The organism is Marinobacter sp. EVN1 (assembly GCF_000475375.1).
GTDB lineage: Bacteria > Pseudomonadota > Gammaproteobacteria > Pseudomonadales > Oleiphilaceae > Marinobacter > Marinobacter nauticus.
Genome location: NZ_AXCB01000045.1, coordinates 66,827 through 93,655, shown reverse-complemented (window position 1 = coordinate 93,655; position 26,829 = coordinate 66,827). Strand labels below are relative to the sequence as shown.

Sequence of the window (26,829 nt, the reverse complement as noted above, 5' to 3'; positions counted from 1 at the left end):
ATCAGGCCTGGCCAACCTTGCGTGCCAGTTCGATGGTGCGGTTGGCGTAGCCCCATTCGTTGTCATACCAGGCGTAGATTTTCACATGGGTGCCGTTGACCACCAGGGTGGACAGGGCATCGACGATGGAAGAGCGGGGGTCGGTTTTGTAGTCGATGGACACCAACGGGCGCTCTTCGTAGCCCAGAATGTCTTTCAATTCGCCCTCAGCCGACTCTTTCAACAGTTGGTTGACGGTATCCCGGTCCGTCGGCGTTTCCACTTCAAACACGCAATCGGTCAGTGACGCATTGATCAGCGGAATCCGCACCGCGTGGCCATCCAGCTTGCCTTTCAGCTCCGGGAAGATCTCGATAATCGCCGTGGCGGAACCCGTGCTGGTGGGGATCAGCGAGCTACCACAGGCCCGGGCCCGGCGCAGATCCTTGTGGGGCGCATCGATGATGGTCTGGGTGTTGGTCAGGCTGTGAATCGTAGTCAGCGAGCCGTGCTTGATGCCCAGTTTCTCGTGGATCACCTTCACCACCGGCGCCAGACAGTTGGTGGTGCAGGAGGCCGCGGTGATGATGCGGTCGTTGGCGGGGTCGAAGATGTCTTCGTTCACACCCATGACAATGTTCTTCGCACCCGGCTCTTTCACCGGGGCGGTGACCACCACCCGTTTGACACCCTGATCCAGGTAACCCTGCAGCACAGCCACCTTCCTGTTCACACCGCTGGCTTCGATCACCAGGTCGCAGCCGGACCAGTCGGTCTCGGCGATGGCCTTGTTATGGGTTACCCGGATGCGCTGGCCGTCAATCAACATATCGTCACCATCGGCCATCGCTTCACGACTCCAGGTGCCGTGTACGCTGTCAAAGTTCAACAGGTGCGCCAGCGTGTGGGTGTCCGCGCCGGGATCGTTGATGGCGACGAATTCGAACTCTGGCCAGCCCCAGGCCGCCCGCAGCGCCAGCCGGCCAATGCGACCAAACCCGTTAATGCCTAATTTGATCTTGCTCATGATGTTCTCCTTGCGACCTTCGCGATCCGCATGTGCGATAAAGGATCAGGGGCACTGCACCGCCGGGCGATCCGCCATGGCCTGCAATCTGGCCAGCGGCTGCTTAATCAGTGCCGGGTTGTTAACGGCAGTTTCCTCCAGCACCCGCACCATCCAGTCTGGCAGGTGCGGACTAAGGTAATAATAGACCCATTGGCCCCGGCGCTCTGTTTCCAGCAAGCCAGCTTCACGCAGCGATGCCAGGTGGCGGCTGACTTTTGGCTGAGGCGCCTCAAACGCCGCCATCAATTCGCACACGCACAACTCACCCTGACGGTGGATCAACAGCGTGGCCGCAAGCCGGAGTTCATCTCCCAGGGCCTTGAACAGGGTCATCGGATTGTAATGGGCTTGACCTTTCATATTTACCGACCAATATATACGCTTATTCGAATATGCAGTTTTTCGCATATTAGTGTGACACAGTGATGACGTAAAGGATCGACGATCAACATGCCAACCGCGGATCTTCCCAATATTAAAGCTGAGCTGTTCAATGCTCCCACGGCATCGAAGGTATTCGAGGCCCCGGCCTCCGAGCATCCAGCCCGGATTCTATTGCTATACGGCTCCCTGCGCGAACGCTCGTTCAGCCGCCTGGCGGTGGAAGAATCCGCCCGCCTGCTGGAAGCCATGGGCGCGGAAACCCGTATCTTTAACCCCCGCGGCCTGCCCCTGGCGGATGCCGAAGACGCCAGCCACCCCAAGGTTCAGGAACTGCGGGAACTGGTGCAGTGGAGTGAAGGCATGGTGTGGTGCTCCCCGGAACGCCACGGCGCCATGACCGGCATCATGAAAACCCAGATCGACTGGATACCGCTGTCCCTGGGTGCGGTTCGGCCGACACAGGGCAAAACCCTGGCAGTGATGCAGGTTTGTGGAGGCTCCCAGTCATTCAACGCAGTTAACCAGCTGCGGGTGCTGGGCCGGTGGATGCGCATGGTCACCATTCCGAACCAGTCCTCGGTGCCCAAAGCCTTCATGGAATTTGATGGCAACGATCGCATGAAGCCCTCGCCTTACTATGATCGCATCGTGGATGTCATGGAAGAGCTGATAAAATTCACTTTGCTGGTACGGGACCGCAGTGATTACCTCACCGACCGCTACTCCGAACGCAAGGAAAGCGCCGAAGAACTGTCGAAACGTGTGAACCAACGTTCCATTTAAGGGTGTGCCATGAGCAGTAACAGCGATGTGAACCCGGTTGAAACCACTGACGGCGGCCTGGACCTGTTCGGGCGCTACCTTTCCGTGTGGGTGGCACTGGCCATTGTGGCCGGTGTAGCTATCGGGCAGCTTGCCCCCTCGATTCCCGAGACCCTGTCCCGCTTTGAATACGCCCAGGTGTCCATCCCTATCGCCATCCTGATCTGGGCGATGATTTTCCCGATGATGGCGCAGATCGATTTCAGCGCCGTGGTCGGGGTGCGAAAAGAGCCGAAGGGCCTCGCTATCACCACTATCGTGAACTGGCTGATCAAACCCTTCACCATGTTCGCCATTGCCTGGTTCTTCCTGATGGTGGTGTTCGAGCCCTGGATCGCCCCGCAACTGGCCAGCGAATACCTGGCCGGCGCCATTCTGCTGGGCGCCGCCCCCTGCACAGCGATGGTGTTTGTCTGGAGCTATCTGACCAAAGGCGATGCCGCCTATACCCTTGTGCAGGTATCCCTGAACGACATCATCATGCTGTTCGCCTTTGCGCCCATTGTGGTCTTCCTGCTGGGGATTTCCGACATCCAGGTGCCCTGGGATACGGTGATTCTGTCGGTGGTCTTATACATCGTGATTCCCCTCACCGCCGGCTACCTGACCCGCCGGACCCTGATCGCCCGCCACGGCGAACAGTGGTACGACAACGTATTTATGAAACGCCTCAGCCCGGTGACGCCTGCCGCGTTGATCGTCACCCTGGTCTTGCTGTTCGCCTTCCAGGGTGAAGTCATTCTGCAAAATCCGTTGCACATACTGCTGATTGCGGTGCCACTGGTTATCCAGACTGTGTTTATCTTCCTGCTCGCTTACGGCTGGGCCAGGCTCTGGAAGGTGCGCCACTGCATCGCCGCCCCAGGAGCCATGATCGGTGCCAGCAACTTCTTTGAGCTGGCGGTCGCGGCGGCCATTGCCCTGTTCGGCCTGCAATCGGGCGCGGCCCTGGCCACGGTGGTGGGCGTACTGGTGGAAGTGCCCTTGATGCTCGCCCTGGTGCGCATCGCCAATAACACCCGGGACAAGTTCCCGGCCTGAACGATTAAGCTGAACAGGCGCGTCGCTATCCGCGCCTGTTCAGCCGACAACCACCCTGCTAATATCGCGCTCGTTTTTCGAGCGTCGAACCCGTTAATCAGCACCACCGACCGGAATTAAAAGAATGGATATTTTCCAGGCCCTTTTCCTTGGCCTCCTCCAGGGACTGACCGAATTCCTGCCCATATCCAGCTCCGCCCACCTGATCCTGACCCCTGCCTTCTTTGGCTGGGAAGACCAGGGCGTCGGCTTCGACCTGTCGGTCCACGTGGGCACGCTGCTGGCCGTGGTGCTCTACTTCCGCCGCGATGTCTTCGGCATCGCCCGGGACGGCCTGATTTCCATGGGCCAGCGCAGAATCGTCGGCCAGGGCGCCCTGGCCTGGTATCTGGTGATCGGCACCATCCCGGCGGGCCTCGCCGGCCTGGCCCTGCTCGACATGATTGACAACGAACTGCGCGGCGCGTCGGTAATCTTCTTTACCACCCTGGTGTTCGGCATCCTGCTGGGCATTGCCGACTGGCTGCCGAAACGCCAGCGCACCATGGATTCCCTGAACTGGAAAGACGCCGTTATCGTCGGCATCGCCCAGGCCATGGCTCTGGTCCCCGGCACCTCCCGCTCGGGCGTCACCATCACCGCGGGCCTGTTCCTGGGCATGACCCGGGAAACCGCCTCGCGGTTTTCCTTCCTGCTGGCGATTCCGATTATCGTGCTGGCGTCGGCGGTAAAACTGCTGGAAGTGGCAACATCCGACGTGATCGTGGACTGGAATGGCTTCCTGATCGGCGGCGTCACCTCGTTCCTGATGGCCATTACCGCCATCCACTTCTTCCTGAAGTGGCTCAACAAGGTGGGCATGTGGCCGTATGTGATCTACCGGATCATTTTGGCGGGTGTAATCTACGCCGTCTTGATGTGACCGTCTGCAGTTTGAATTGCTGACCTTGGAGTCAGGCAGCTATCGGGGTGTGCCTCCCAAAAACCGCTCCTGGCGGCACATCCCTGTGGCGCTTCTGTTCCGCCATCCATGGCTCCACACATTTTTGGGAGGCACACCCCGATACCTGCCCCGAACTTCTGAGCTAGCCTTCCAAGAAATCAAAGATCATGGGCTATTGCAGATTGCAGAAGCGTCAGAGCATGGCGGTGGGCACGTCTTTCCAAAAATTTGTGGAGCCAGGGATGGCGGAACACAAGCGCCCATGGAGGGCTCGAGCGCTTTTTGGAAAGACGTGCCCACCGACATGCCACCTCCATACTCGAAGGCTGCATGACTCTAACTCAACCGCTTAACAGGCCTCCAAAGGCGCATAAGCCAAAACAAGCCACTTGGTACCCTCATCGAAATTCACCTGCACCCGCGTATGATGCCCCGTACCCTCGGAGTTCATCACGATACCCTCGCCAAACTTGGGATGGCGCACCCGCTGGCCCAGACTGAAGCCAGACTGCTGGGCCGAATCCTGGGCAAACAGACTCTCATTCGGTCGCTCCACCATCGCCGGCCGCGTCACCGTATTACGCAACCGCACTTCCTGCAGACAATCCCCCGGGATCTCCCGCACAAACCGGGACAGTGCGTGAAACTTCTCCTGACCATACAACCGACGGGATTCCGCGTAAGTAAGTACCAGCTTCTTCATGGCCCGGGTAATGCCCACATAAGCCAGGCGGCGCTCTTCCTCCATGCGCCCGGGCTCCTCCAGCGACATACTGTGCGGGAACAAACCTTCCTCAACGCCTGCCAGGAACACCATCGGAAACTCCAACCCCTTGGCCGAATGCAGCGTCATCAACTGCACACTGTCCTCATGGGCATCGGCCTGTGATTCGCCGGCATCCAGCGCCGCCTGGGCAATAAACTCCGCCAGCGGATCTACGCCTTCTTCTACATCATAATCCGCCAGCGCGCTGACCAGTTCCTCCAGGTTCTCCACCCGGGCCTGACCCTTCTCGCCCTTCTCACTGGCGTGGTAATCCTTCAGGCCACTGGACTCTATGGCCTGCTTCATCAGCCCCTGCAGGGAAGCGTGCCCCGCCATTTCAGACAGCGTGTTGATGATCTCCATAAACTGCTGCAGGCCCGTTTTCGCCCGGCCCTTCACCTGGCCCGCGGCCAGTAACCGCTCGGACGATTCCCACAGGGAAATACCCTGGCCGGTGGCGTATTCACGAATTTCCTGCAGGCTCTTGGCACCAATGCCGCGGGTGGGAATATTCACCACCCGCTCAAAGGCGGCATCGTCCCGGTGGTAATGCACCAGGCGCAGGTAAGCCAGCGCGTTTCGGATTTCCTGACGGTCGTAGAACCGCAACCCGCCGTAAACACGGTAAGGAATACCCTGGCGCATCAGGGCTTCTTCGAGCACCCGGGACTGGGCATTGGAACGATAGAGAATGGCGCACTCGCTGCGCAGATTGCCCTCGCTGACCCAGGCCGAAATGGAATCGGCAATATAATTGGCTTCATCCTGCTCGTTGAACGCGGCGTACAGGCTGATCGGCTCACCTTCCACCCCGTCAGTCCAGAGTTCCTTGCCCAATCGGCCCTGGTTGTTGGCAATCACCGAGTTGGCGGCTTTCAGAATGGTCTTGGTGGAACGGTAGTTCTGCTCCAGCCGCACCAGCCGTGCGTTGGGGAAGTCTCGCTGGTACTGCTGTATGTTCTCGATCTTGGCGCCCCGCCAGCCGTAGATGGACTGGTCATCATCGCCCACCACGGTCAGCGGCACCCGGTTGCTGGCCAGCACCTGCAGCCAGGCGTATTGAATGGTGTTGGTGTCCTGGAACTCGTCCACCAGTATGTGCTGGAAGCGCTGCTGATAGTGACTCAGCAATTCCGGACGATGCAGCCAGAGTTCGTGGGACCGCAGCAGCAGTTCACCAAAATCCACCAGGCCGCCCTGCTGGCAGAGCTTCTCGTACTGGCGGTAGATCTTCAGCATGGTATTGGTGAAGTGATCGCCCGGATTCTCCTGAATATGATCCGCCCGCAAGCCCTCATCTTTCTGGCTGTTGATAAACCACTGGGCCTGTTTCGGCGGCCACTGGCTTTCATCAATGCGGTTTTCCCGCATCACCCGCTTGATCAACCGTAGTTGATCGTCGCTGTCCAGCACCTGGAAGTTTTCCGGCAAGCCGGCGTCTTTCCAGTGGGAACGCAACAATCGGTGGGCAATGCCGTGGAAGGTGCCGATCCACAGGCCACGGGTGGGAATCTGCATCATCTGCTCCACGCGATAACGCATTTCCTTGGCGGCCTTGTTGGTAAAGGTCACCGCAAGAATAGAGGTGGGCGGCACCCGGTCAACCGACATCAACCATGCCATTCGGTGCACCAGCACCCGGGTTTTACCACTGCCGGCACCGGCCAGCACCAGTAAATGGTCATTCTGAGCGGTGACGGCCTCACGCTGGGCGTCGTTCAGGGAGTCGATAATGTGGGAGACGTCCATAGCACCTGGCTTTTACTGGTTAAATAAACAGGAGATGGAGTATAACAGGAGAATATCGGGATTTCTTTGCAAGCGGGGGCCCTCTAGATTCGGGGCATCGCTCAGGGGCAGGCACCTCTCTCCAGGACTGTCTGTGGCCATGGATGGCCACAGTCAAGCGCACAGGGACGTGCTTGTAGCGTGTCCTGGAGAGAGGTGCCTGCCCCTGCGCTATCAGACTTTTGGTGAGAGCTTACCCTCCACCGTCAGAAGCCTCTCGGTACAGTCTGCGCTTCCACAAATTCAAACAGCCCTTCCAGACCACCTTCCCGGCCAATACCCGAGGCTTTCATACCGCCAAACGGCGCCTCCGGGGTTGGACCGGTACCGGTGTTCCAGCCCACGTGGCCAAACCGCAGGCCGGCGGCCACCCGCTGGGCACGTTCGGCATCGGCGGTGAACACGTACGAGGCCAGGCCAAACTCCGTGTCGTTACCGGCATCAATGACTTCTTCCTCGGTCCGGAACAGCGCCATGGGCACCAACGGACCGAAGGTCTCCTCCTGGTAACAGCACATCTCCCGGTCCACGCCCTGCACCACCGTGGGTGGGAAAAACAGGCCATCACCCAGTTCCGCTGGCAGTTTGCCAGCCACCAGGCTGGCGCCCTTGTCGAGGGCGTCCTGCAGGTGCCGCTTCACCTTGTCGAAGCCCTGCTTGTTGATCAAGGGCCCAATGTCGATGCCATCGTTCATGCCGTCGCCGACGGTCATCTTGCTCACACGTTCGGCCAGCTTCTGGCCAAAGGCATCCGCCACCTTCTCGTGCACAAAAATCCGGTTGGCGCAGACACAGGTCTGGCCGCCACCGCGGAATTTGTTGGCAATCAGGTTATCGGCGGCGGCCTCCAGGTCGGCATCGTCAAAGACGATGAACGGGGCATTACCACCCAACTCCAGTGCCAGCTTCTTCACCTGCTCGGCGGTGTCTACGATCAGTTTGCGGCCCACTTCGGTAGAGCCCGTGAAACTGAGCATGGGTACATCTTTATGTTCACACAGTACCTTGCCGATCACGCTGGCCTTACCCATCACCAGGTTGACCATGCCATCCGGCAGGTCGAGTTTATCCATCACGCTGAAAAAGGCGATCATGGTCAGCGGTGTCTCGCTGGCCGGCTTGATGACCGAGGGGCAACCCGCCGCCAGGGCCGCCGACAACTTCTTGGCGATCATGCCAATGGGAAAGTTCCAGGGCACAATCAGCCCGGTTACACCCACAGGCCGGTAGTGAACCGTCCAGGTGCAATCCTTGGGCTTTTCCGGAATCGTGTGGGAATCAAGAGCGCTGATGTGCTTGGCACAGTAATCGAAGAAACCGGCGGCGTAATCCACCTCGCCCTGGGCTTCTTTCCAGGGCTTGCCATGCTCCATACACAGGATGCGGCCAATCTCTTCGCGGTTTTCTTTCAGGCCGTCACGAATATCCTCCAGCCACTTGCGGCGGGTTTCAATCGGCCAGGGATTGGTGAGCCGGAGCGCTGATTGTCCAGCCTCCACCGCTGCCACAACATCTTCCTCCGGCATCGACGGCACCTTGGCAATCACCGAGCCGGTGGCCGGGTTGTAAACGTCGAACGTTGCACCGCCGGCGGAGTCTTTCCAGCGCCCGCCAATGTAGCCTGTGAGGTTTTCCAGTAGTGGTGACTCGATCATCTCGGCTCCTCTTGCATGACTGGTGACGCCCCGGACCGGGGCGGAGTTCAAAAGCAACGCGTGCCTTTCATAGTGGATCCTGAGTGGCGGCCTGTAAAGTCAGGGGGAGATTTCCTGGCCGTCATTTTTGACCCGGGCGGGTGACTGCCTATACTCGAAGGAGAGTTTTTACAGGCTCTCCCTGACACCCCAAGGAGACGGATTCATGAAAGCATTTTTTCATCCGACGCAGGACCTGCACGTCCCGAAGACGTATTTCACCCGAGGCCAGATGCGCCAGCCTCAGGAGGTGCCTGATCGCACCGGCCAGATGCTCGAAGGCCTGAAAGCCATGGGCATCCCGGTACTGCAGCCGGCCGACCAGGGCGCCGGCCCGATCTCCAAGGTGCACGACCTGGGTTACCTGCGATTCCTCGAATCCGCCCACCGGCGCTGGATGGAAATGGAAGACTGGGGCGACGAGGTAATGTCGAATATTTTCGTACGTTCCCCCAACGCCATGCGGGGCATCCTGGCAGAAGCCGCCTGTTACCTGGCAGACGGCAGCTGCCCCATTGGCGAGAATACCTGGAAAGCGGCCTACTGGTCGGCCCAGACCGCCCTGGGTGCCGCCGACGCGCTGATCGCCGGAGAGCGCAACGCCTACGCTGTGTGCAGGCCACCAGGCCATCACGCCCGCAAGGATGCCGCCGGTGGATTCTGCTACCTGAACAACGCCGCCATCGCGGCCGAGCACTTGAAGAGCAGGTTCCCGCGAACGGTGATCCTGGACACCGACATGCATCACGGCCAGGGCATTCAGGAGATCTTCTACGACCGCAGCGACGTGCTGTACATCTCCATCCACGGCGACCCCACCAATTTCTATCCGGTGGTCAGCGGCTTCGAGGACGAACGTGGGGAAGGAGAAGGCTATGGCTACAACATCAACCTGCCCATGCCCCACGGCTCCAGCGAGGACGATTTCTTCGCGAAACTGGATGAAGCCTTGGCCGCCATTCGCCTGTACCAGCCGGATGTGCTGATCCTGACCCTGGGCTTCGATATCTACAAGAACGACCCGCAGGCGAAAGTTTCGGTGACTTCCGAAGGCTTCTGTCGGCTGAGTACGCACCTTCGTCAGTTGGGCTTACCCACGCTGGTGGTGCAGGAAGGCGGGTATGACCTGGACGCCCTCAGCGAGAACGTCCAGCAGTTTTTCAAGGGGTTGGAGGGCTGATCAGACCGCCGGGGCATACACCTTGATATTGCCATGCCCCTCAGCCTTCAGGTGGCCGGCGTGCATGCGGCTCATGGTGCCCCGGTCACAGTACAGCAGGTACTGGCGGTTGCCCGGCAGTTCCGCCACCTGCTGATTCAACTCGTAGAAAGGAATCTTGAGCACGTCGTTGTTGGTCAGGGTCAGTGGCGAGCGTTCTTCTTCAGACGGGTGGCGAACGTCGATAATCACGTCATCTACCGACGGCGTCTGGATCAACTCCACCTCTTCCGGCGTCTGGGTGCTGTCCAGGAGCTGGCTGACCATGGTGTCGGTGCGGTTAGCGATGGCATCGGCCAGGGCGGCCGGGTCCATGTTCGCCTCTTCTTCCTCCACGCGATGCAGCTTGGCACGGGTGACCGGCTTGCTGGAAATCACGCCGCAATACTCCGGCATGTTGCGGGCAAACGGCTCGGTACCGATGTCCTTGGCAATTCGAATGATTTCCTGCTTGTCCATGGCAATCAGCGGGCGCAGCACCACCTCATCACTGGCACGGTCCACCACATTCAGGTTGGTCAAGGTCTGGCTGGAGACCTGAGCCACCGCATCGCCCATCACCAGCCCCGAGGCGTTGTAATCCCGGGCGATCTCGGCTGCGGCCTTGAGCATCATCCGCTTGAGCACCACACCCCAGTGGCGATGGTTGACCGAGCGCATGATCTCAGCGACCACACCCTCAAACGGCACAGAAATAAACTTGACGTTGTGGGACGAACCATAACGCTCCCACAGATAGTGAGCCACCTGGCGCACGCCCACTTCATGGGCCGCACCGCCCAGATTAAAGAACAGATAATGACTGCGAATGCCGCGGCGCATCATCAGGTAGGCAGCCACCGACGAGTCGTAGCCGCCGGAAATCAGCGTCATCACCGTTTCCACCGTCCCCAGCGGATAACCGCCAAGACCCTCATGGCGACGATGGGCAATATGGTAGCTGTCGTCCTTTACCTCAATACGAACTTCCAAATCCGGTGATTTCAGATCTACGCCTTTGGCGTCGGAGCCCTGCAACAACGCCGCGCCCACTGAACGCTCAAGGTCAATGGAACGGAAATCATGATCGCCATGGCGGCGGGCGCGAACGGCAAACGTCTTGCCTTTCAGGCGTTCGGCATAGGCCTGCACCGCCTTTTCGCCCACATCGTCAAGATCGACAAACGGAAACACCCCGATCTCCTGAATGGTCGAGATGCCGGGAATGCGCACCAGCTCATCAATCACCGGGCCGGCAAGGCTGCGGCCATCGGGCACATCCACATCCACCCGGTCCCAGCTGCCATCCACACGGATCTCCGGATCCAGACGGGCCAGTAATTTACGGATATTCTGCCGCAACTGGCGCATCTGCTGCTGGCGAACGGGTTTACTCTTGATAGCCACTTCAGGGGCGGGACGAATCAGCAATTTCATAAAAAAAGACTTTGATCGGAATAACGTCGGGTGGCGTAAAAGCCGGAAAGGCCTTAGTGTACCCTTTCGCCAAACTGGCTCAAAATCCGTCATTGCCGAAACCATCAGGAGCTTCACCACCGATGACTGAAACCACCATGAATGCCCTGGTCTCCCCCGAGGGCAGCCTCGAGATCCTTTCCAACTACGAGGTAAACCGGCTCAAGGACAAGAGCGAGGGTGGTCTGTATCGCCTGTTCCGTCAGTGTGCACTGGCCGTGCTCAATACCGGCGTCGAAACCGACGACTGTAAGGAATTGATGGAAGCCCACGCCGACTTCGATGTACGGCTGGTGCCCCAGCCCCGGGGACTGAAACTGGAGCTGATCAATGCGCCCGGCCACGCCTTTGTGGACGGCGAAATGCTACGTGCCATCCGGGAGCACCTGTTTTCTGTACTGCGCGATATCGTTTACAGCCATTCCCTGCCCAACAGCGTGGCCGGCTTCCGCAAAGACAACCCCGAAGACCTCACCAACCTGGTGTTCCACATTCTGCGCAACGCCAGGGTACTGGAGGCGGGGCGTCAGCCAGACCTGGTGGTGTGCTGGGGCGGCCATTCCATCAGCCACGACGAATACCAGTACAGCAAGGATGTCGGGCACCAGTTGGGGCTGCGCGGCCTGAGTATCTGCACCGGTTGCGGCCCGGGCGCCATGAAAGGCCCGATGAAAGGCGCCACCATCGGCCACGCCAAGCAACGGGTGAAGAATGGCCGTTACATCGGCATTACTGAGCCGGGCATTATCGGTGCCGAGGCGCCGAACCCGATTGTAAACGAGCTGGTGATCATGCCGGATATCGAGAAGCGTCTCGAGGCCTTTGTTCGCTGTGGCCATGGTGTGATTGTATTCCCGGGCGGCGTAGGCACCGCAGAGGAGATTCTGTACCTGCTCGGCATTCTGCTGCACCCGGACAACGTTGACCTGCCTTTCCCGGTGGTGTTTACCGGCCGCCAGGAAAATGCCGAATACTTCGAAATGATCGACAAGTTTATCCGCAACGCCCTGGGCGATGAGGCTGCCAGCAAATACGAGATCATCATCGATGATCCGATACGGGTCGCCCAGACCATGAAGCAGGGCATGAAAGACGTGGAGACCTTCCGCCGTGCCATGCAGGATGCCTACTACTTCAACTGGATGCTGAAGATAGATCCGGTATTCCAGCTACCGTTCGAGCCGAACCATGACAACATGCGGGCCCTGGAACTGCATCGCGATCAACCGGTTCACCTGATTGCGGCGAATCTGCGCAAAGCGTTCAGCGGGATTGTGGCGGGTAACGTGAAGGAAAGCGGAATCCGGCAGGTGCAGGAGAAAGGGCCGTTTGAAATTGCCGGCGACCCGACGCTGATCAAGCCTCTGGAGGCCATGCTGGAGCAGTTCGTGGCGCAGAACCGGATGAAGCTACCCGGATCCTCAGCCTACCGTCCGAGCTATCGCATTGTCAGTGGTGCGGCCTGAGCCGCAACACTGACAAACACAACGTCTTACTTGCCGCCGTCGGCCGGCAGGCTGGCGTAGTAAGCTGCCAGGTTGGCAATGTCAGCATCGCTCAGGGCTGTGGCCTGACCCTGCATCACCGGAGCCTGTCCACCCTGACGCTGGCCTGCCTTGTACGCCTTCAGAGCTGCAACCAGGTACTGCTCTTTCTGGCCAGCCAGGTTCGGATAGATGGGCACCTGAGAGATACCGTTCTGGCCATGGCACGCGGCACAAACGGCGGCCTTGGCCTTACCAGCTTCGATGTCACCCGCGGCCATGGAAGCGACCGGTACCATCGCGCCAGCTGCGAACAGCCCCGCTACTGCAAGATGCTTCAGATTCATTGTGTTAACCCTCTCATCGTTTTAACGTTCACATTCCGGCATAAAACCGGTCAGTAACTCAGGTTTCACTTATAGCACACCCGCCCGTGAGCTCAAATGTGATAGATCAAGGACTTTCGTGCGACCATAGTCCTCTTTTACGCCTGAGCGTAGTAAACGACAGTACGAACAAACCACAAATACCCAATCAGAGATACCACCGGAGAACCAAGCCATGCCAGTTGAGGTACAGGAGCTCCCCTGCCGGGAAGGACACATCGGCCTGCTCACCCTGAACGAGCCGGGCACACTCAATGCCCTGACCGAGGAGATGGTCAACCAGGCGCAGCAGGCGCTGGCGCAATGGGCCGAGGATTCCCGTATCTGCCTGGTGGTTCTGCAGGGGGCGGGAGACCGGGCGTTTTGTGCCGGAGGCAACATCCGGGCCCTGTACCCGGCACTGACAGGCGATGGCGACAAAGCCGCGCCCGCGCGTTTCTTTGCGGCGGAATACCGTCTCGACTTTACCCTGCACCGGTTCCCCAAGCCGGTGGTGGGCATGGCCGGCGGCATAGTCATGGGCGGGGGCCTGGGCCTGCTGGCGGCCTGCCGTTACCGGTTAATCTACCCGAATGTCACCATGGCAATGCCCGAGATCAGCATCGGTCTATTCCCCGATGTGGGCGCAAGCTGGTTCCTGAACCGCCTCCCGGGACGGCTCGGATTGTTTATGGGTCTGACTGGCGCTCGACTGAATGTCGCCGACGCCTTGCGAGTGGGCCTGGCTGATATGGTGATCGAAGCAGACCAGAGCAGCGCCTTGCTTGAACGGCTACAGGAGGAACGCTGGAGCGGTGAAACCGCCGCCGACGACAACCGCCTGTTCCGCCTGCTGAACCAGCTGGAAGCGCTGGATTACCGCACGCTGGCTCCGGGGCACCTGGAACAGCACGAACAGACCATCGCACGCCTGAGTGCAGGCGATGAGCTACCGGCCATCGTTGAAAAACTGGGGAATTCGGAGAGTACCGACCCCTGGTGGCAGGCGTGCATCCATACCCTGAAGACCGGCTGCCCGGTCACCGCCTGGCTGATCTGGCACCAGATACAGAAAGGCCAGCAGATGTCGTTGAAAGATGTGTTCCGTATGGAGCTGGCCATGGCCGAAGAGTGCACCCGGAGACCCGATCTGGCCGAGGGCATTCGCGCCCTGCTGGTAGACAAGGACCGCGCCCCAGAGTGGTCTTACGCCTCGGTTGCCGAAGTGCCGCAAGAGGTGGTTGAACGGCATTTTCAGCCGGTGTGGGATGACACGACCGACCCAATGATGCTGGACAGCCTCTGAATCAGCGGGCGGCGCCCGCCTGCACCAGCAGCATTTCAAGATCCTGATTGTTGCTGGCGCGGGCAAGATCCAGAGCGGTGGTGCCATCCGCCCGGCGATAGTGCACATCGGCACCGGCCGCCAGCAGCATCTCGGCGGTCAGAAGGTCACCGCTGGCCACCACTTTCATCAACAGGGATTCGCCACCCTGGCTGACGTTCACGTTGGCGCCCGCCGCCAGCAAGGCCCGGACCACCGCAAGATGACCATTTTCAGCAGCCTGGATAACCGCGGTATTGCCGTCGGCACTGCGTGCATTCACCTCTGCGCCCGCAGCCAGTAACAACCGGACAATGCGGCGGTTACCGTTGGTGGCAGCCACCATAAGCGGGGTTTGCTCCGCTCCGGCCTGGGCATCCGGCCTTACCCCTTTGGACAGCAGCTCAAGTACCGCCCGATCCTCATTGGCGCGCACCGCAGCCATCAGTTCCTCCGGGCCGGCATCGGCCTCTCCGGTTTCAGGTGCTGACCCGGTTGTACTGCATCCGGCCAGCAGCGTCAGTGCCAGGAAAAATACCAGGTGGAAATAGCTGCTCGCGTCCCTGCCCATGTCGGAAGTCTCTTGTTTGCGTTTTGCAGCTATTCTGCTCAGCCAGTCACCGGAATTAAATCGAACCGGTCACAACTCCGTCTCGTTTTGCAGAAGTTCTCGAGCCAGCAACCGCAGCTGCGCCTCTGCATCGCGCTGGCCCCGGCACAGGCCGGCCTCCTGCAACTGCACCCAGGACCAGCCCTGCAATACCGCACGACACCAGAGCTTTGCCTCCGGATGGCTTTGAATTCGGTGAGCCATACCCTTGCAGGCAGAGAGCTCCTGCAAAACCGGCAAGGTTAGTTCAAAGCCGCGAAAGCCATACGCGAAGTTAGTCAGATCCCGGCGATCATCGTCGTCCAGCCACGCCGATGATGGCAAGGCATCGCAGATGGCCAGCAATAGTTCATGGTCCAGTTGGCACCAATGGCGGGACACCAGATGTTGCCAGTGTCGGGCGAACCGGCTGCTCAGCTGTTGCTGAAGCTGCTGCCCCGGCTCAGAGGTGCCCATCAGCATTTGCAGGGGAAACTCTCCGGTGGACGCCTCCTGGCTCAGCCCCATACGCACGATGCGCAGGCCACATCGGTGCCAGAACGCCAACAAACCCGGTTCGCCGCCAAAGCTGGTACCCAATGCATCCATCCCATCCTGAACACAGGCCTCACGGGCAGCCGCCACCAGCCGTTGGCCGACCCCAAGCCTGCGTGCCGATTCCGCCACCGCTACGCGGACCACTCGAAGGGTTTCCAGGGTAGCAGCGGCGGGGGCGCCGCCATGATTGGCCAGTGACTGGGCCAGCATATGGCCCCTGAGCCGTCGTTTTCCAGCGACCACCTCTTCAGCCAGATCAGGTGCCAGGCCACCTTCGGTGGATGCCCAGAGCAAGCCGATGGTCCGCCCCCCAACGCTGGCCCGCCAGGTCATCGCGGCGGGGTCATCCAGCCATTGCCGAAGATCGGCGGGCGTGGTCCGGTAATGGGCATTGACCAGCAGACCAAAGGCCTCCGCCAGGGTCTGTTCGCTGGCCGCGGCAGGTTGCCAGCGTTCAATGTGTACGTCGCCGGCGACGAACGGTTGCGGCTCCGGCGCGTCTGCCGATAACAGATACAGCTGGAAAACCAGTCGCTCCAGCGGGTCGCCCTGCGCCCAGCGAATGGGCTCGCGAACGCTGACGGCGCGCCAGTTCGGAGTTTCCTGCTCCAGAATCTGTCGAAAACGCAAGGCAAAGCCCCGGCCGGTACCTTCATAGCCATGCACCGTACTGGCAAACACCACCCTCGGCCAGCCCAGCAACACGGCTTTCAACCACTGGGCCGGCAAACCCGCCGCTTCATCGACCATGACCACTTCCGCCTCCGGCCGCTGCGACAGCAGTTCCTGTGGCGGCAGAAAGCAAAGTTCGTGACCGGACCGGGTGGTCAGATGGGTCGCCGTATCCAGTGCCAGAGCATCACCCAGTGCCTGCCGGGCGTGAGCGAACAGGGTAGCCACATTATCAGCCGAAGGTGCCGTTACCAGCACCCGTTTCCGGCCGGTTTCGAGCAAGCGGGCAGCAGCCATGCCAAGGGCCGACGATTTACCTCGGCCGCGATCGGCAGTAATCACCAGCGGCCGTCGGCGGCGGCCCTGGCCAGCGCGCACTATGTCGGCAACCAGCGTCTGCTGCTCGGCCGTCTGCCCGGGTTGAAAGCCCGCCCTGCCCGGCTCCGGCCGGTTAAGATCAGGCACGCTGGCATCTTCCGCCACAAGTCGAATGACATCGGGATCTTCGGCCAGTATCGCCGCCAACCGGGCAGCAAAGGGATGAGCACTCGTCCGATCCAGCCCGGTTCGGCCATAGTCCGGATCGTCAAAGTTCGACCACTTCGCCAGCGGGGGCATCAACCAGAACAGCAATCCACCGGCCCGCAATGTGCCGGACAGTGCCGCAAACGCGTCTGGAGACGTTCCCTCCCAGCCATCCCAGACCAGCACGGGCAGTTCCCGGCCCAGTACACGCCGGTAATCTTTAACACGCAGATGACCGAGCCCAGCCCTGGCCGCATCCTGCTCGCGCCCGACCCAAATACCTTCGGCGCTCGACAACGCCTGCAACAACCCGGCTACCCGGGCCACCGCAACCTGCCGCTCCCCCTCAACCAACACCATCCGGCGCTGGCCACTATCCGCCAGGGCTTGCTGGAACGCGCACCAGTCAGAGGCTGTTGTCTCGGTTTGATCACTCACGTTAATTCGGACCTGCTGGGCATAAGAATGTATCGGAGCCTGAGTTATGCCGGGATTATGCGGCAGCGCTATCCGCACTACCAGTTGCCCAGTACAATAGCGACCATGCCGAGCGAAACCCAAGCCCCCGACCACCTGTCCTTACCGGATTACCTGACCGACGAGCAGCGCGCCATCATCACCTCTGGCTACGAGCACGCGGTGATAACCGCCGTCGCGGGCAGTGGCAAAACCTCCACGCTGGCCTGGCGCATCCGCTACCTGCTGGCCCAGGGCCACGATCCGGACCGGATGCTGGTGCTGATGTTCAACCGCAGCGCCAAGGTGGATTTTGAGCGCAAGTTACAGTCCGTCTGCAATCAGAGCGGGCTGGCTCTGCCGGAAATCCGCACCTACCACGCCATGGGCCTGCGGCTGTATCGTCGGTTCGTCCGCGAAGGCTATCTGCCGGGCTTTTCGGAAAAGATCCTGACCGAACAGGAGATCGGCTTCCAGGCCTGGCTGCTGACCCGGCGGCTGGCACCGGAGGAACTGGCCGATGAAATCCGCCGCAACAAGAAGGATTTTGTCGAAACCGCCACCGGCTTTATCGACCGCGTCAAAACCGGGCTGGCACCCGCGGAGGTGGTGTTCGAGGAGCTGGGCTACTCCGACAAACACCGCTACCTGATTGACCTGTTCCATTCCTTCGAGCAGTGGCGTAAAAGCGAAAGCCGTATCAGCTACGCCGACATGCTGTATGAGCCGGTGATGGCCATCCATCAGAACCCGCCATTGCAGCGGCTGGTGGGTAACAAAATGGATCTGATCCTGGTGGACGAGTACCAGGACACCAACGAGATCCAGCACCTGCTGCTACGTTATGTGGCCGGTGACCGCGCCCGGGTAACCGTGGTCGGCGACCCGGATCAGACCATCTACGAATTCCGTGGTGCCCGGCCCGAGTTCATTCTGCGCAAGTTCAGTGATGAGTTTGAAAGCCCGCTGGAGCAGACCCTCAGCTACACCTTCCGTTACGGCCACCGGGTGGCACTGCTGGCCAACCATCTGATCTGCCACAACACCGGCCGCCGGGATGTGATGTGCCATTCCCACCCGGGCACCCCCGACACCGAAATCCATCTGCATCAGGCCGAAAACGATGGCAACCAGGTGCTGGCCATCCTGCAGGGACTGGCGCCGGAACAACAAAGCCAGAGCGCCATCCTGTTCCGGGTCTGGAGCCAGAGCGTGCCGATTGAACTGAAACTGCTGGCACGCCAGATTCCCTACCGGATCGACACCGGTAAGGGCGCGCTGTTCAGCCGCGAGGTTCAGGCGGTGCAGGCCCTGCTGCTAGTGGTTACCCGTCGGCTCGACAAGCTGGCAGAAAATGACCGACTGGACATTGCCCGCCAGATTCTGAGGTTCCCCCACGTAGGCCTGAAAGAACCGGAACTGGAAAACCTGGCCCGGTTCCTGGCGGCGTTCGACACCGGCTGGCACGAACGGCTGCTCAGTCTGGATTTCGACGCCCTGGCGCCCATGGCTGCCAGAAAGCTGAAAAAACTCGGTGAAGTCCTGCAGCAACTCGACCGTTACCAGGGGCCGGTGGCTGGCCTGATCACCGTCTATGCCGAGCACATGGATCTCTATGAGGGTATTCGCAGTCTCGCACTGACCCATGACAGTGCCGAGGAGCGGATTGATACCATTCAGGGTTTTCGCGACTACCTGAAAAGCCTGGAAGTCAATGCCGACGGAGCCCTGGACCACCTGAGCCTGCTGAAACAACAGGCCAGCGAACATCGGGACGAGGGTGTCCTGCTGTCCACCATTCACCGGACCAAGGGACTGGAATGGCCCGTGGTAATCATTCCCGGCCTGCAGGAGAAATATCTGCCCTACAGCCCGCGTCCCCAGGACGATGCCCGGGCCCTGCTGGAAAGCGAGCGCAGGCTGCTTTACGTGGGCATGACCCGCACCCGCCACCATCTGCACCTGATTACCCGGCCCACCCCGGCCAGCCCGCATCTGGCGGGCGACCAAGGTCCCAGTCGATTTGTTTCCGAACTGTGCTTTGGATTAGCCCAGGAACTCGGCTCCGCGCTGGATACCGGTACTGCCCCGACAGACCAGCCCCTTAGGCTGGATCACCCATTAACCCCCGTGAGTCTGCGATACGCTGAACGCGAGGGCGTTCAGCTGGAAAGCGAAGGAACGGTCAGCCCACACACGGCGGAACCAGTGTGGCATCAGCAGCGTCTGACCCATGCTATCTTTGGCACAGGTGAGGTTACCTCGGAAGATGAAAGCTCGTTCGAGGTCCGGTTTGGCAATGGCGACAGGCTGAATTTCAGTAAAAAAAGCGCGCACCTGTATTTCACGCCAGCGGGTGATTGATCTGTCGCCTGTGAAGGCTGCGTACAAATGCGAAGACGTCGAGAGATGCCAAATTTTGTGTTTTATGGCTTACTGGCCTAGATTTTCAGTAACGTGGTGTTTTACCGGAGTTTATCCGTCTTCAACGGAGACAGCTTCAGGACATAATAATCAGACAGGAGGTTCTGCATGAAACTCATGCGCCCGGTCGCTCTGGCCGCCCTTGCAACATCCCTTACGACGCCAGCCCTGGCGGAACGCCAGGAAACCATCTACATCAACCCGTTTGCCGGCTTCCAGCTCTTTGACGATAAACGGGACCTGAGTGAAACCGGCACCTTCGGTGTTGGTGTTGAGTACCGTTTCCGCCCTCACTGGTCAGTTGAGGCCCTGTACTCACGGGCCGACGCCGACCGCAAATATGTGTCTGGCGAATCCGATTTCGACGAAATCCGGGTAGACGGCACCTATTACTTCGCCGGCCCGGAAGCTGCCTGGAACCCTTACGTTTCTCTTGGTGCAGGCCATGCCGACTTCGGGCTGGGAGATTCCATTTCCTACCGCTCGGCAGGTACCGATCACGATGAAACCCGTGTCAATGTGGGTACCGGCTTCCGCTACAACGTCAGTGATGGCATCTCCATTCGTGGCGATCTGCGGGAATTCCATGGCATTGATGAAAGCACCTTCGACACCATGGTCTCGCTTGGCTTGAGCTGGGCCTTTACCCGCACGGTTTCTGCCCCGGCCCCGAAAGCCCCGGCCGATGCCGACAACGACGGCGTGCCCGATAATCGCGACCAGTGCCCGGGCACTCCGGCCGGGGCCAGCGTCGACAGCCGCGGCTGCGAACTGGACAGCGACAATGACGGCGTGGCGGACAGCCGCGACCAGTGTCCCAACACCCCAGCCGGGGCCGAGGTTAACAGTCGCGGCTGTGAGCTCGACAGCGACAACGATGGTGTGGTGAACAGCCAGGATCAATGCCCGGACACCACCGCGGGCGCCACGGTGGATGAAACCGGCTGTGAGGGCATTACTGAAACGGTGGAAACCATTGAACTGCGGGTTCAGTTCCCCACCAACAGCTCTGTTATCGACAACGCCTATGACAACGAAATTCGTCGCGTCGCCGATTTCATGGAGGAATACCCGGAAACCACCGTTGAGATCGCTGGCCATACCGACAGCGCCGGTGAAGCGGGCTACAACCAGTTTCTGTCCCAGCGCCGGGCAGAAGCGGTTGCCGGTCGACTGACCGGGCCTCTGGGTGTCGATCCGGACCGTGTCAGCGCGGTGGGCTATGGTGAAGCCGAGCCTGTTGCCACCAATGATACGCCGGCTGGCCGTGCCCAGAACCGTCGTGTTGAGGCACGCATCCAGGTTCGCCGTTAAGGCAATCCGGGCAACCTCGGTAAGGCGCCTTCGGGCGCCTTTCTTTTTGATTCCGCAGTCAGAAAGCGCTCAGGCTTTCAACCGCCCTCACGTTCCGCATCCAGTAGCAGGTTTCTTGGCGTCAGCTGACGATCACAGAAGGTGCCCAGTCGAACCCGGTAACCCTGTTCTTCCAGAAACACGGCGTAGTCCAGGACCAGCCAGAGTTCCAGGGGCCGCCGGAACAGGTGCCGCAGCAGTTCATGCCGGCGCACCTGACGATATCGTTCCTCACCGCGCGCCAGCCATTCTGTCCAGTCAACATCGGCGGGCAGAGTCAGTTGTTTCTTTGCCGCCGCCCAGCGACAGAAATCCTCGAAACGGCCATTATTGAGCCGCGCCGGGTGCGACGGTACCGGCAGGTAATGCCTGTTGCCGGTCAGCTCCCGCTGCAGCGCATCGAAACCCAGGCGCCAGGTACTGATGCGCGCGGTCTGCTCGCGCACTCTCTCCGGTGCCGTGACCGTTTCCTGGACTGCCAGTCGCAGATCGTTACGATCCACCGACAAGCACTGGCCGTATTCCCGGGTTTGCCGGGCTTGAAGCTGATACCGTTCACCCCCGGTCAGATGATAGCAGCAGGGTGACAGACTGAGCCGGGGCAAACCGGCCTGGGCACCAGATTGCATCAGCCGGCGGTGCAGATCGCCACAGGCGTGCAGCGCCACCCCATGGTGGCACTCAGGCAGTTTAAGCCCATCGACCATCACATCCTGATGAGACAAGCGAACCGGGTCGCCATAGTGCTCGGCCAGGCGGTTGCCATCGGTCACCAGTTCCGGATTCCATTCAAATCCGGTTACTTCCATCGCCCCCCGCCGGGCCAGGGTCCGGCCCAGGTGACCCTTGCCACAACACCAGTCCAGTACCGGATAGCCCAAGGGTGAAATTGCAGCGGCGAATGCGCCGGCCTGCTGTCGTTTTCGGCCAGGCATATCAACGGCGGCCACCTCCGCCAGTTCCGCCTGCCGGCCCTCGGCCTCGGTCGCCAGACGGGGTAAATCAAGCAGATCCCGGTACCGGGCCAGCGCCGGGACATGCCCGGCTAACAACGAGGACAGTTCCGGGAGCCGCTCCTCCCAGTCCTGACAGTCCTCCTCAGGAAGCGCCTCCAGCCAGCGCGCCAGGTCCGGATGCGCGTCGCGCCAGGCGGGGGCAGGTTCCATGAACGGGATGGGGCGCCAGAGTGGCTCCAGTTCCCGCAGCCAGTCATTCAAAGACTGCCAGCGCTGGTAAAAACAACCCGAGGCTTGGTGTAAACTCGCCGCCGGAGGTAATGTCATGAAACTGGCCTTTGTACTGGTTGAACCGAAAGTCCCGGAAAATGTCGGCGCCGCTGCGCGGGCCCTGTGCGATCTGCTTACCGGCTTTCCGATGGCGGTCAGCTATCCGTCCCTGAATCTGTCCCAGGCGGTCATGCTGTATGCCTGGGAGCTGTCCGGACTGGCGCGCCAGAGTGACAGCACGCCCGAGGTCGCCTCGGATGCCAGCCTCGGCGCCTTGCGACAACGCCTGGAAACACTGTTACCGGCGCTGGATGCCCCGGCCGACAGCAAGCTGTCGCAGTGGGTATTCCAGCGCCTGCCCATGCTTTCCGAACGGGACGTCGGCTTTGCTCACACCCTGTGCGGCAACCTCGAGCGCAAACTCTGAGTTTACTCCTGGAACCTCCCGGGCCGGAACGCATCCAGCGGCACGGCCGGTTCTTCACCGTCGATGACCTGGGCAATCAGCGAGGCGCTGCCCGCCGACAGGGTCCAGCCGAAGGTGCCGTGGCCGGTATTCAGGAACAGATTCCGGCGTGGCCCTCGGCCAATGATGGCCGGGCCATCCGGGGTCATGGGGCGGAAACCGGTCCAGGTTTCGGCAGCCTCAAGATCCGCGCAGCCGGGAAAGCGTGAACGCACAGATTTCTTGATGGTGGCGATGCGCGCCTCCGGAATGTCACGATTGAAGTCCGCCAGCTCAACAAAGCCCGTGGCCCGGAGCCGGTTGCCCAGTCGGGTCGACACTACTTTCAGGTTATCGTCGTGGATCGTGCTGGCCGGGGCCTTGTCCGGGTCGCTGAGGGGCACTGTCAGGCTGTAACCCTTGATCGGATAGATCGGTAGCTCCAGCCCCAGGGGCCGAACCAGCTGCGGTGACCAGCATCCGGCACAAACCACCACCGCATCCGCTTCCAGGTTTACTAACTCGCCGCTGCGGGTTCGATACTCGATCCCGTTCACCTTCTCGTCATCAAACAACAGCCGCTCAACCTCGACACCATAGTGGAAGGTTGCCCCTTGTTGTTCACACACCTGCGCCAGTGCCCGAGAAAACAGGTGACAGTCGCCGGTGCCGTCCGTGTCATAGCTGATGGCACCATAAAGGGGCCCGTCTCCGGTCATACCCGGCTCCGCGGTTCGAACCTGCTCGGGCGTGAGCAGCTGCGAAGCGATGCCCAGCTCATTCAGCAGGTCGTGAATCTCACGATAATCATCCATGGCCTCAGGGGTGCTGGCCAGGTGCAGCAGGCCCTTGTGGTCGCCATCAAAGCTCAGGTCATGCTCCTGTTCCAGGGCCAGAAAGCGCTCCCGACTGTGGATACCCAGACGCAGCATGGCCCGTTTGTTCAGGCCAAACAGTCCCGGGCTCCAGGCATAGCGCAGGGTGGCAAACATAAACTTGATGGCTTCTACCGAAGGCGGCACCCGCAGCTTGAGCGGGCCGTCGGTTTTGAACAGCCAAGGCAGTGCCTTGAAGACCATGGAGGGATCAGCCCAGGGGTAAACCACACCGTAAGACCGCTGGGCGGCGTTGCCTTTGCTGGTCTCGTTACCAGCAAGGTCGTGTCGCTCCAGCAGGGTCACCTGGTGCCCCCGGCGAATCAGTTCTCTGGCGGTGGTAACACCCACCACGCCACCACCTACCACTGCGATGTGCATAATACCTCCATTAGCTGACACCATTCGCTGCCAGCAGCTGACGATAGTCTTCCAGTACATCCGGATGTTCGGCCGGGTAGTCCGGCGCAAGCTGTTTCAGCACCTCGGCCAGCAGTGCCGCCACAATCGCCCGGGCCTGGGGCTTGCGGTCGCCGGGCACAATGAACCAGGGGGCTTCCTCGGTGTGGGTCTGAGCCAGGGCTTCCTCGGCGAAGGCCTGATAACGGGTGCGCTGTTTCCAGCCCTCGATGTCCGAGCGGTCAAACTTCCAGCGCTTCCTGGGCTTGTCCAGACGTTTGAGCAATCGCTGTTTATGCTCATCCTCGGAGAGATTGAGCCAGATTTTTACGACACAGGTGCCTTCGCTGACCAGGTGACGCTCAAAATGTCGTATCGCCTCGAACCGGGCCGGCCAGTGATAGGTTTCGGCATCACGCACGGGCCATACCCGCTCCCCGATCACGGCCTCATGATGACTACGGTTGAAGGCCACCATCTGGCCATAGGCGGGGAGATAGGGCGTCACCCGCCAGAGAAAATCATGCGCTGCTTCCGTTTCATTGGGTCGCCCGAATGACCAGGCATGAAAGCCGGCCGGGTCAGCATAGGTGGCCAGCGTCCGGATCAGGCTGTCCTTGCCGCTGGTGTCCGGGCCATGGATGACGACCAGCAATGCCCGCTTACGATTCGCCCACAACCGCCTCTGGTACTCTCCGATGTCCTCCAGACTGGCTTCAAGCGCAGGTAGCTTGTCTTCGCCCTCGTACAGAGAGGGATAGCCTTCGAGAGCCGGCTTGTCGGGATTCAGGAACCAGGAACGGGCAAACGCCGTATACTTCATCAAGGAAACTCCCTATCGCCACGATGCAGGTCAGTAATCGTACAAAGTGATAAACTTGTGTGATTCGCTTCTCAGAATAGCATCCACACACCGACCCTGATGGAGTCTAGTACCCCGGCATGAGCAAGAAACGTCGTGAGATTCCCGTATTCGATCACCCGATCATCGAGACCCACTGCCATCTGGACTACCTGAAAGACCGGCCGTTGTCCGATACCCTGGAGCAAAGCCAGCGGGTCAACATCGAAAAGGTGATCACCATTGCCGTGTCACCTGAGAACCTGGCGGCAGTGCGCGAGCTGGCTGGTTCGGCTGACTGGGTGTTTGGTACCCAGGGCATTCATCCCCATGAAGCGGAAACCTACACCGATGAGGTGGAGGCGGAGATTCGCCAGCATGCCACCGACGACAAGATCGTGGCCGTCGGCGAGATCGGGTTGGACTATTTCTACGACAATGCCGATCGCGCCGTGCAGCGGGACGTGTTTCGCCGGCAGCTGCAGATTGCCTGCGACAGCGACCGCCCGGTGGTAATTCACAGCCGCGACGCCGATGACGACACCATCGCGATTCTGAAAGAGTTCGAGCATTCGCTGGAGCGCCGGGGCGTTATTCACAGCTTCACCTCCGGGCCCGGGCTGGCACAATACGCCATCGACCAGGGCTGGTGCCTGGGCTTCAACGGCATCACCACTTTCAATAAGGCCGAGAACGTGCGCGATATCGTACGCATGACGCCCATCGAACAGATCCTGCTGGAAACCGATGCCCCGTTCCTGACACCCGTACCCTATCGCGGCCGCGAAAACGCACCGTTTTACCTGCCGTTCGTGGCCGAGAAAATTGCCGACGTGAAGGAGTTGCCGATGGATCAGGTATTAAGTCAGACCTATCAAAACAGCCTGAGAACGTTTTTCCCCCATCAATGATCAAGCGCATTCCTGTCTCCGCCCTGAAGGTCGGCATGTACATCACCGACCTGAACAACGACTGGATCCCCCATAACACCCAGCGCAAGCAAGGGGTGATAAAGCGGGAAGAGACCATTGAAAAAATCCGCAGGATGGGCGTGCAATATATCTACATTGATGTCACCCGTGGCGCCGACTGCCAGGATTCCGAGCCGGCGGCGCATGTGGATCAGCGCAATGAAACGGCCCTGCAGAACGCCGGAGCCCTGAAGCCGGGATACACCCCGAAGGCCCCTCTGGCAGAAGAAATAGTTATTGCTCAACAGGTGCACAGCCAGGCCCAAAGCCTGGTGGGCAGTTTCATGAACAACGTCAAGATTGGTGGTGCAATTGATGTGGCCCCGATTCACCAGCTCGCAGACGAGCTGCAAAATTCGGTACTACGCAATGCCAATGCCCTGAGTTGCCTGGGACGGATCCGCGAGAAAGACAATTACCTGTTGGAACACTCAGTCAATCTGAGCGTATTGATGTCACTGTTCGGACATTACCGGAAACTCTCTCAGGATGTTCTGCACCAGACCATCGTAGGCGCTTTGTTGCACGACATCGGAAAAATTCTTACGCCCGATGAGGTTCTGCACAAACCTGGCCGACTGACGGCGGAAGAATTCGAGGTCATGAAGCTGCACGCCCGCCATTCCCGTGACATTCTTGCCAGCACCGAAGGCATCGGCGAGATCACCGTGATAACCGCCGCCCAACATCATGAGAAACTGGACGGCAGCGGCTATCCAGAAGGTCTCAAAGGCGACGAAATCACCGAGTACGGACGCATGGTTGCCATCACTGATGTTTACGACGCTATCACTGCTGACCGGGTTTACCACAAAGGCCTGACGCCGACTCAAGGGCTGAAGAAACTGCTGGAGTGGTCCGGGGATCATCTGGACCCGACGCTGGTGAAACAGTTTATCCGTTGCGTTGGGCTGTACCCGATAGGTTCATTGGTCTTACTTGAAAGCGGCAAGCTGGGCGTGGTCATCGAAACGAATGAATCTGACCAGAGATTGCCCGTGGTGCGCGTTATGTACAATACGAAGTTCCGAATGCCTGTAACCTTGCATACCATCGATCTGTCTCGCCCCGGCAACCAGGACCGGATCGTTCGGGCGGTCGATCCAGACGACTACAAACTCGATATCCGGAAGTTTCTGGTCTGACACTCTGAAAGCTGCCC

General features: G+C 60.0%; 22 protein-coding genes. 11 read left to right on the top strand and 11 right to left on the bottom strand.

All coding sequences use genetic code 11. From position 1 onward, the window contains the following. Window position 1 precedes the first annotated feature (1 nt). Both Q674_RS35170 and Q674_RS35165 read right to left on the bottom strand, forming a co-directional pair. Window positions 2-1,006 carry an ArsJ-associated glyceraldehyde-3-phosphate dehydrogenase gene (locus Q674_RS35170; RefSeq protein WP_023009466.1) on the bottom strand — a complete coding sequence of 335 codons (1,005 nt, stop codon included), beginning with the start codon at window positions 1,004-1,006 and terminating at the stop codon, window positions 2-4. Between the two features lie 45 nt (window positions 1,007-1,051). Then, window positions 1,052-1,408 (bottom strand): metalloregulator ArsR/SmtB family transcription factor, encoded by a 357-nt coding sequence (locus tag Q674_RS35165; protein ID WP_022993220.1) that lies wholly within the window; start codon window positions 1,406-1,408, stop codon window positions 1,052-1,054. A gap of 90 nt (window positions 1,409-1,498) precedes the next feature. Here Q674_RS35165 and arsH point away from each other — a divergent pair, with 90 nt between their 5' ends. The 3 genes from arsH (at window position 1,499) to Q674_RS35150 (ending at window position 4,217) form a co-directional block, all read left to right on the top strand. Then, window positions 1,499-2,215, top strand: coding sequence for an arsenical resistance protein ArsH (gene arsH, locus Q674_RS35160; RefSeq protein ID WP_023009465.1), 717 nt, complete (start codon window positions 1,499-1,501; stop codon window positions 2,213-2,215). Between the two features lie 9 nt (window positions 2,216-2,224). After that, window positions 2,225-3,295 (top strand): ACR3 family arsenite efflux transporter, encoded by a 1,071-nt coding sequence (arsB, locus tag Q674_RS35155; protein WP_023009464.1) that lies wholly within the window; start codon window positions 2,225-2,227, stop codon window positions 3,293-3,295. A gap of 124 nt (window positions 3,296-3,419) precedes the next feature. Continuing rightward, window positions 3,420-4,217 carry an undecaprenyl-diphosphate phosphatase gene (locus Q674_RS35150; protein WP_023009463.1) on the top strand — a complete coding sequence of 266 codons (798 nt, stop codon included), beginning with the start codon at window positions 3,420-3,422 and terminating at the stop codon, window positions 4,215-4,217. Window positions 4,218-4,587: 370 nt separating this feature from the next. Here the strand turns inward: Q674_RS35150 and uvrD are convergent, their stop codons facing one another. Together uvrD and Q674_RS35140 are read right to left on the bottom strand one after the other, a co-directional pair. Next, complete coding sequence (gene uvrD, locus Q674_RS35145; RefSeq protein WP_023009462.1) at window positions 4,588-6,753, bottom strand: DNA helicase II; 2,166 nt, start codon at window positions 6,751-6,753, stop codon at window positions 4,588-4,590. A 245-nt stretch (window positions 6,754-6,998) separates the two neighbouring features. Beyond that, window positions 6,999-8,447: an NAD-dependent succinate-semialdehyde dehydrogenase gene (locus Q674_RS35140; RefSeq protein ID WP_022993226.1), complete on the bottom strand. Its 1,449-nt coding sequence runs from the start codon at window positions 8,445-8,447 to the stop codon at window positions 6,999-7,001. Between the two features lie 205 nt (window positions 8,448-8,652). Here Q674_RS35140 and Q674_RS35135 point away from each other — a divergent pair, with 205 nt between their 5' ends. Further along, window positions 8,653-9,666, top strand: coding sequence for a histone deacetylase family protein (locus Q674_RS35135; protein ID WP_022993227.1), 1,014 nt, complete (start codon window positions 8,653-8,655; stop codon window positions 9,664-9,666). Here Q674_RS35135 and thiI read toward each other — a convergent pair whose 3' ends face one another. Continuing rightward, complete coding sequence (gene thiI / locus Q674_RS35130; RefSeq protein ID WP_022993228.1) at window positions 9,667-11,121, bottom strand: tRNA uracil 4-sulfurtransferase ThiI; 1,455 nt, start codon at window positions 11,119-11,121, stop codon at window positions 9,667-9,669. It abuts the gene before it with no gap. Window positions 11,122-11,243: 122 nt separating this feature from the next. Here thiI and ppnN point away from each other — a divergent pair, with 122 nt between their 5' ends. Further along, window positions 11,244-12,626, top strand: a complete 1,383-nt coding sequence (gene ppnN, locus Q674_RS35125; protein WP_011787057.1) for a nucleotide 5'-monophosphate nucleosidase PpnN — start codon at window positions 11,244-11,246, stop codon at window positions 12,624-12,626. A gap of 26 nt (window positions 12,627-12,652) precedes the next feature. Here ppnN and Q674_RS35120 read toward each other — a convergent pair whose 3' ends face one another. Next, the gene (locus Q674_RS35120) at window positions 12,653-12,991 is read right to left on the bottom strand and encodes a c-type cytochrome (RefSeq protein ID WP_011787058.1); all 339 of its coding nucleotides are present in this window, start codon (window positions 12,989-12,991) and stop codon (window positions 12,653-12,655) included. A gap of 214 nt (window positions 12,992-13,205) precedes the next feature. Here Q674_RS35120 and Q674_RS35115 point away from each other — a divergent pair, with 214 nt between their 5' ends. Beyond that, complete coding sequence (locus Q674_RS35115) at window positions 13,206-14,315, top strand: enoyl-CoA hydratase/isomerase family protein (RefSeq protein WP_023009461.1); 1,110 nt, start codon at window positions 13,206-13,208, stop codon at window positions 14,313-14,315. Window position 14,316: 1 nt separating this feature from the next. Here Q674_RS35115 and Q674_RS35110 read toward each other — a convergent pair whose 3' ends face one another. Beyond that, window positions 14,317-14,904, bottom strand: a complete 588-nt coding sequence (locus Q674_RS35110; protein WP_022993229.1) for an ankyrin repeat domain-containing protein — start codon at window positions 14,902-14,904, stop codon at window positions 14,317-14,319. Between the two features lie 69 nt (window positions 14,905-14,973). Further along, window positions 14,974-17,115: a tRNA(Met) cytidine acetyltransferase TmcA gene (locus Q674_RS35105; protein WP_023009460.1), complete on the bottom strand. Its 2,142-nt coding sequence runs from the start codon at window positions 17,113-17,115 to the stop codon at window positions 14,974-14,976. A gap of 57 nt (window positions 17,116-17,172) precedes the next feature. On the opposite strand from Q674_RS35105, the gene Q674_RS35100 reads away from it, so the two are divergent. Together Q674_RS35100 and Q674_RS35095 are read left to right on the top strand one after the other, a co-directional pair. Beyond that, window positions 17,173-19,497 carry an ATP-dependent helicase gene (locus tag Q674_RS35100; protein ID WP_023009459.1) on the top strand — a complete coding sequence of 775 codons (2,325 nt, stop codon included), beginning with the start codon at window positions 17,173-17,175 and terminating at the stop codon, window positions 19,495-19,497. Between the two features lie 168 nt (window positions 19,498-19,665). Next, on the top strand, window positions 19,666-20,871 hold the full coding sequence (locus Q674_RS35095; RefSeq protein ID WP_023009458.1) for an OmpA family protein: 1,206 nt from the start codon (window positions 19,666-19,668) through the stop codon (window positions 20,869-20,871). Between the two features lie 77 nt (window positions 20,872-20,948). On the opposite strand, the gene Q674_RS35090 is transcribed toward Q674_RS35095, so the two are convergent. Next, window positions 20,949-22,193 (bottom strand): methyltransferase, encoded by a 1,245-nt coding sequence (locus tag Q674_RS35090; RefSeq protein ID WP_023009457.1) that lies wholly within the window; start codon window positions 22,191-22,193, stop codon window positions 20,949-20,951. On the opposite strand from Q674_RS35090, the gene Q674_RS35085 reads away from it, so the two are divergent. After that, window positions 22,192-22,563, top strand: coding sequence for a hypothetical protein (locus Q674_RS35085; protein WP_023009456.1), 372 nt, complete (start codon window positions 22,192-22,194; stop codon window positions 22,561-22,563). The two genes, Q674_RS35090 and Q674_RS35085, sit on opposite strands and share 2 nt — an antisense overlap. A gap of 2 nt (window positions 22,564-22,565) precedes the next feature. Here the strand turns inward: Q674_RS35085 and Q674_RS35080 are convergent, their stop codons facing one another. Beyond that, window positions 22,566-23,837, bottom strand: coding sequence for a D-amino acid dehydrogenase (locus Q674_RS35080; protein WP_023009455.1), 1,272 nt, complete (start codon window positions 23,835-23,837; stop codon window positions 22,566-22,568). 10 nt (window positions 23,838-23,847) lie between these two features. Further along, complete coding sequence (locus tag Q674_RS35075; protein ID WP_023009454.1) at window positions 23,848-24,678, bottom strand: polyphosphate kinase 2 family protein; 831 nt, start codon at window positions 24,676-24,678, stop codon at window positions 23,848-23,850. Between the two features lie 119 nt (window positions 24,679-24,797). On the opposite strand from Q674_RS35075, the gene Q674_RS35070 reads away from it, so the two are divergent. Continuing rightward, window positions 24,798-25,607, top strand: a complete 810-nt coding sequence (locus tag Q674_RS35070) for a TatD family hydrolase (RefSeq protein ID WP_023009453.1) — start codon at window positions 24,798-24,800, stop codon at window positions 25,605-25,607. After that, window positions 25,604-26,812: an HD-GYP domain-containing protein gene (locus Q674_RS35065; protein WP_023009452.1), complete on the top strand. Its 1,209-nt coding sequence runs from the start codon at window positions 25,604-25,606 to the stop codon at window positions 26,810-26,812. The genes Q674_RS35070 and Q674_RS35065 overlap by 4 nt, the downstream gene beginning before the upstream one ends. Window positions 26,813-26,829 lie beyond the last annotated feature (17 nt).

Coding starts and splice junctions, on each gene's coding strand:
- Q674_RS35170 (WP_023009466.1), bottom strand. CDS start 1,006: ATGAGCAAGATCAAATTAGGCATTAACGGGTTTGGTCGCATTGGCCGG.
- Q674_RS35165 (WP_022993220.1), bottom strand. CDS start 1,408: ATGAAAGGTCAAGCCCATTACAATCCGATGACCCTGTTCAAGGCCCTG.
- arsH (WP_023009465.1), top strand. CDS start 1,499: ATGCCAACCGCGGATCTTCCCAATATTAAAGCTGAGCTGTTCAATGCT.
- arsB (WP_023009464.1), top strand. CDS start 2,225: ATGAGCAGTAACAGCGATGTGAACCCGGTTGAAACCACTGACGGCGGC.
- Q674_RS35150 (WP_023009463.1), top strand. CDS start 3,420: ATGGATATTTTCCAGGCCCTTTTCCTTGGCCTCCTCCAGGGACTGACC.
- uvrD (WP_023009462.1), bottom strand. CDS start 6,753: ATGGACGTCTCCCACATTATCGACTCCCTGAACGACGCCCAGCGTGAG.
- Q674_RS35140 (WP_022993226.1), bottom strand. CDS start 8,447: ATGATCGAGTCACCACTACTGGAAAACCTCACAGGCTACATTGGCGGG.
- Q674_RS35135 (WP_022993227.1), top strand. CDS start 8,653: ATGAAAGCATTTTTTCATCCGACGCAGGACCTGCACGTCCCGAAGACG.
- thiI (WP_022993228.1), bottom strand. CDS start 11,121: ATGAAATTGCTGATTCGTCCCGCCCCTGAAGTGGCTATCAAGAGTAAA.
- ppnN (WP_011787057.1), top strand. CDS start 11,244: ATGACTGAAACCACCATGAATGCCCTGGTCTCCCCCGAGGGCAGCCTC.
- Q674_RS35120 (WP_011787058.1), bottom strand. CDS start 12,991: ATGAATCTGAAGCATCTTGCAGTAGCGGGGCTGTTCGCAGCTGGCGCG.
- Q674_RS35115 (WP_023009461.1), top strand. CDS start 13,206: ATGCCAGTTGAGGTACAGGAGCTCCCCTGCCGGGAAGGACACATCGGC.
- Q674_RS35110 (WP_022993229.1), bottom strand. CDS start 14,904: ATGGGCAGGGACGCGAGCAGCTATTTCCACCTGGTATTTTTCCTGGCA.
- Q674_RS35100 (WP_023009459.1), top strand. CDS start 17,173: ATGCGGCAGCGCTATCCGCACTACCAGTTGCCCAGTACAATAGCGACC.
- Q674_RS35095 (WP_023009458.1), top strand. CDS start 19,666: ATGAAACTCATGCGCCCGGTCGCTCTGGCCGCCCTTGCAACATCCCTT.
- Q674_RS35085 (WP_023009456.1), top strand. CDS start 22,192: ATGAAACTGGCCTTTGTACTGGTTGAACCGAAAGTCCCGGAAAATGTC.
- Q674_RS35090 (WP_023009457.1), bottom strand. CDS start 22,193: ATGACATTACCTCCGGCGGCGAGTTTACACCAAGCCTCGGGTTGTTTT.
- Q674_RS35080 (WP_023009455.1), bottom strand. CDS start 23,837: ATGCACATCGCAGTGGTAGGTGGTGGCGTGGTGGGTGTTACCACCGCC.
- Q674_RS35075 (WP_023009454.1), bottom strand. CDS start 24,678: ATGAAGTATACGGCGTTTGCCCGTTCCTGGTTCCTGAATCCCGACAAG.
- Q674_RS35070 (WP_023009453.1), top strand. CDS start 24,798: ATGAGCAAGAAACGTCGTGAGATTCCCGTATTCGATCACCCGATCATC.
- Q674_RS35065 (WP_023009452.1), top strand. CDS start 25,604: ATGATCAAGCGCATTCCTGTCTCCGCCCTGAAGGTCGGCATGTACATC.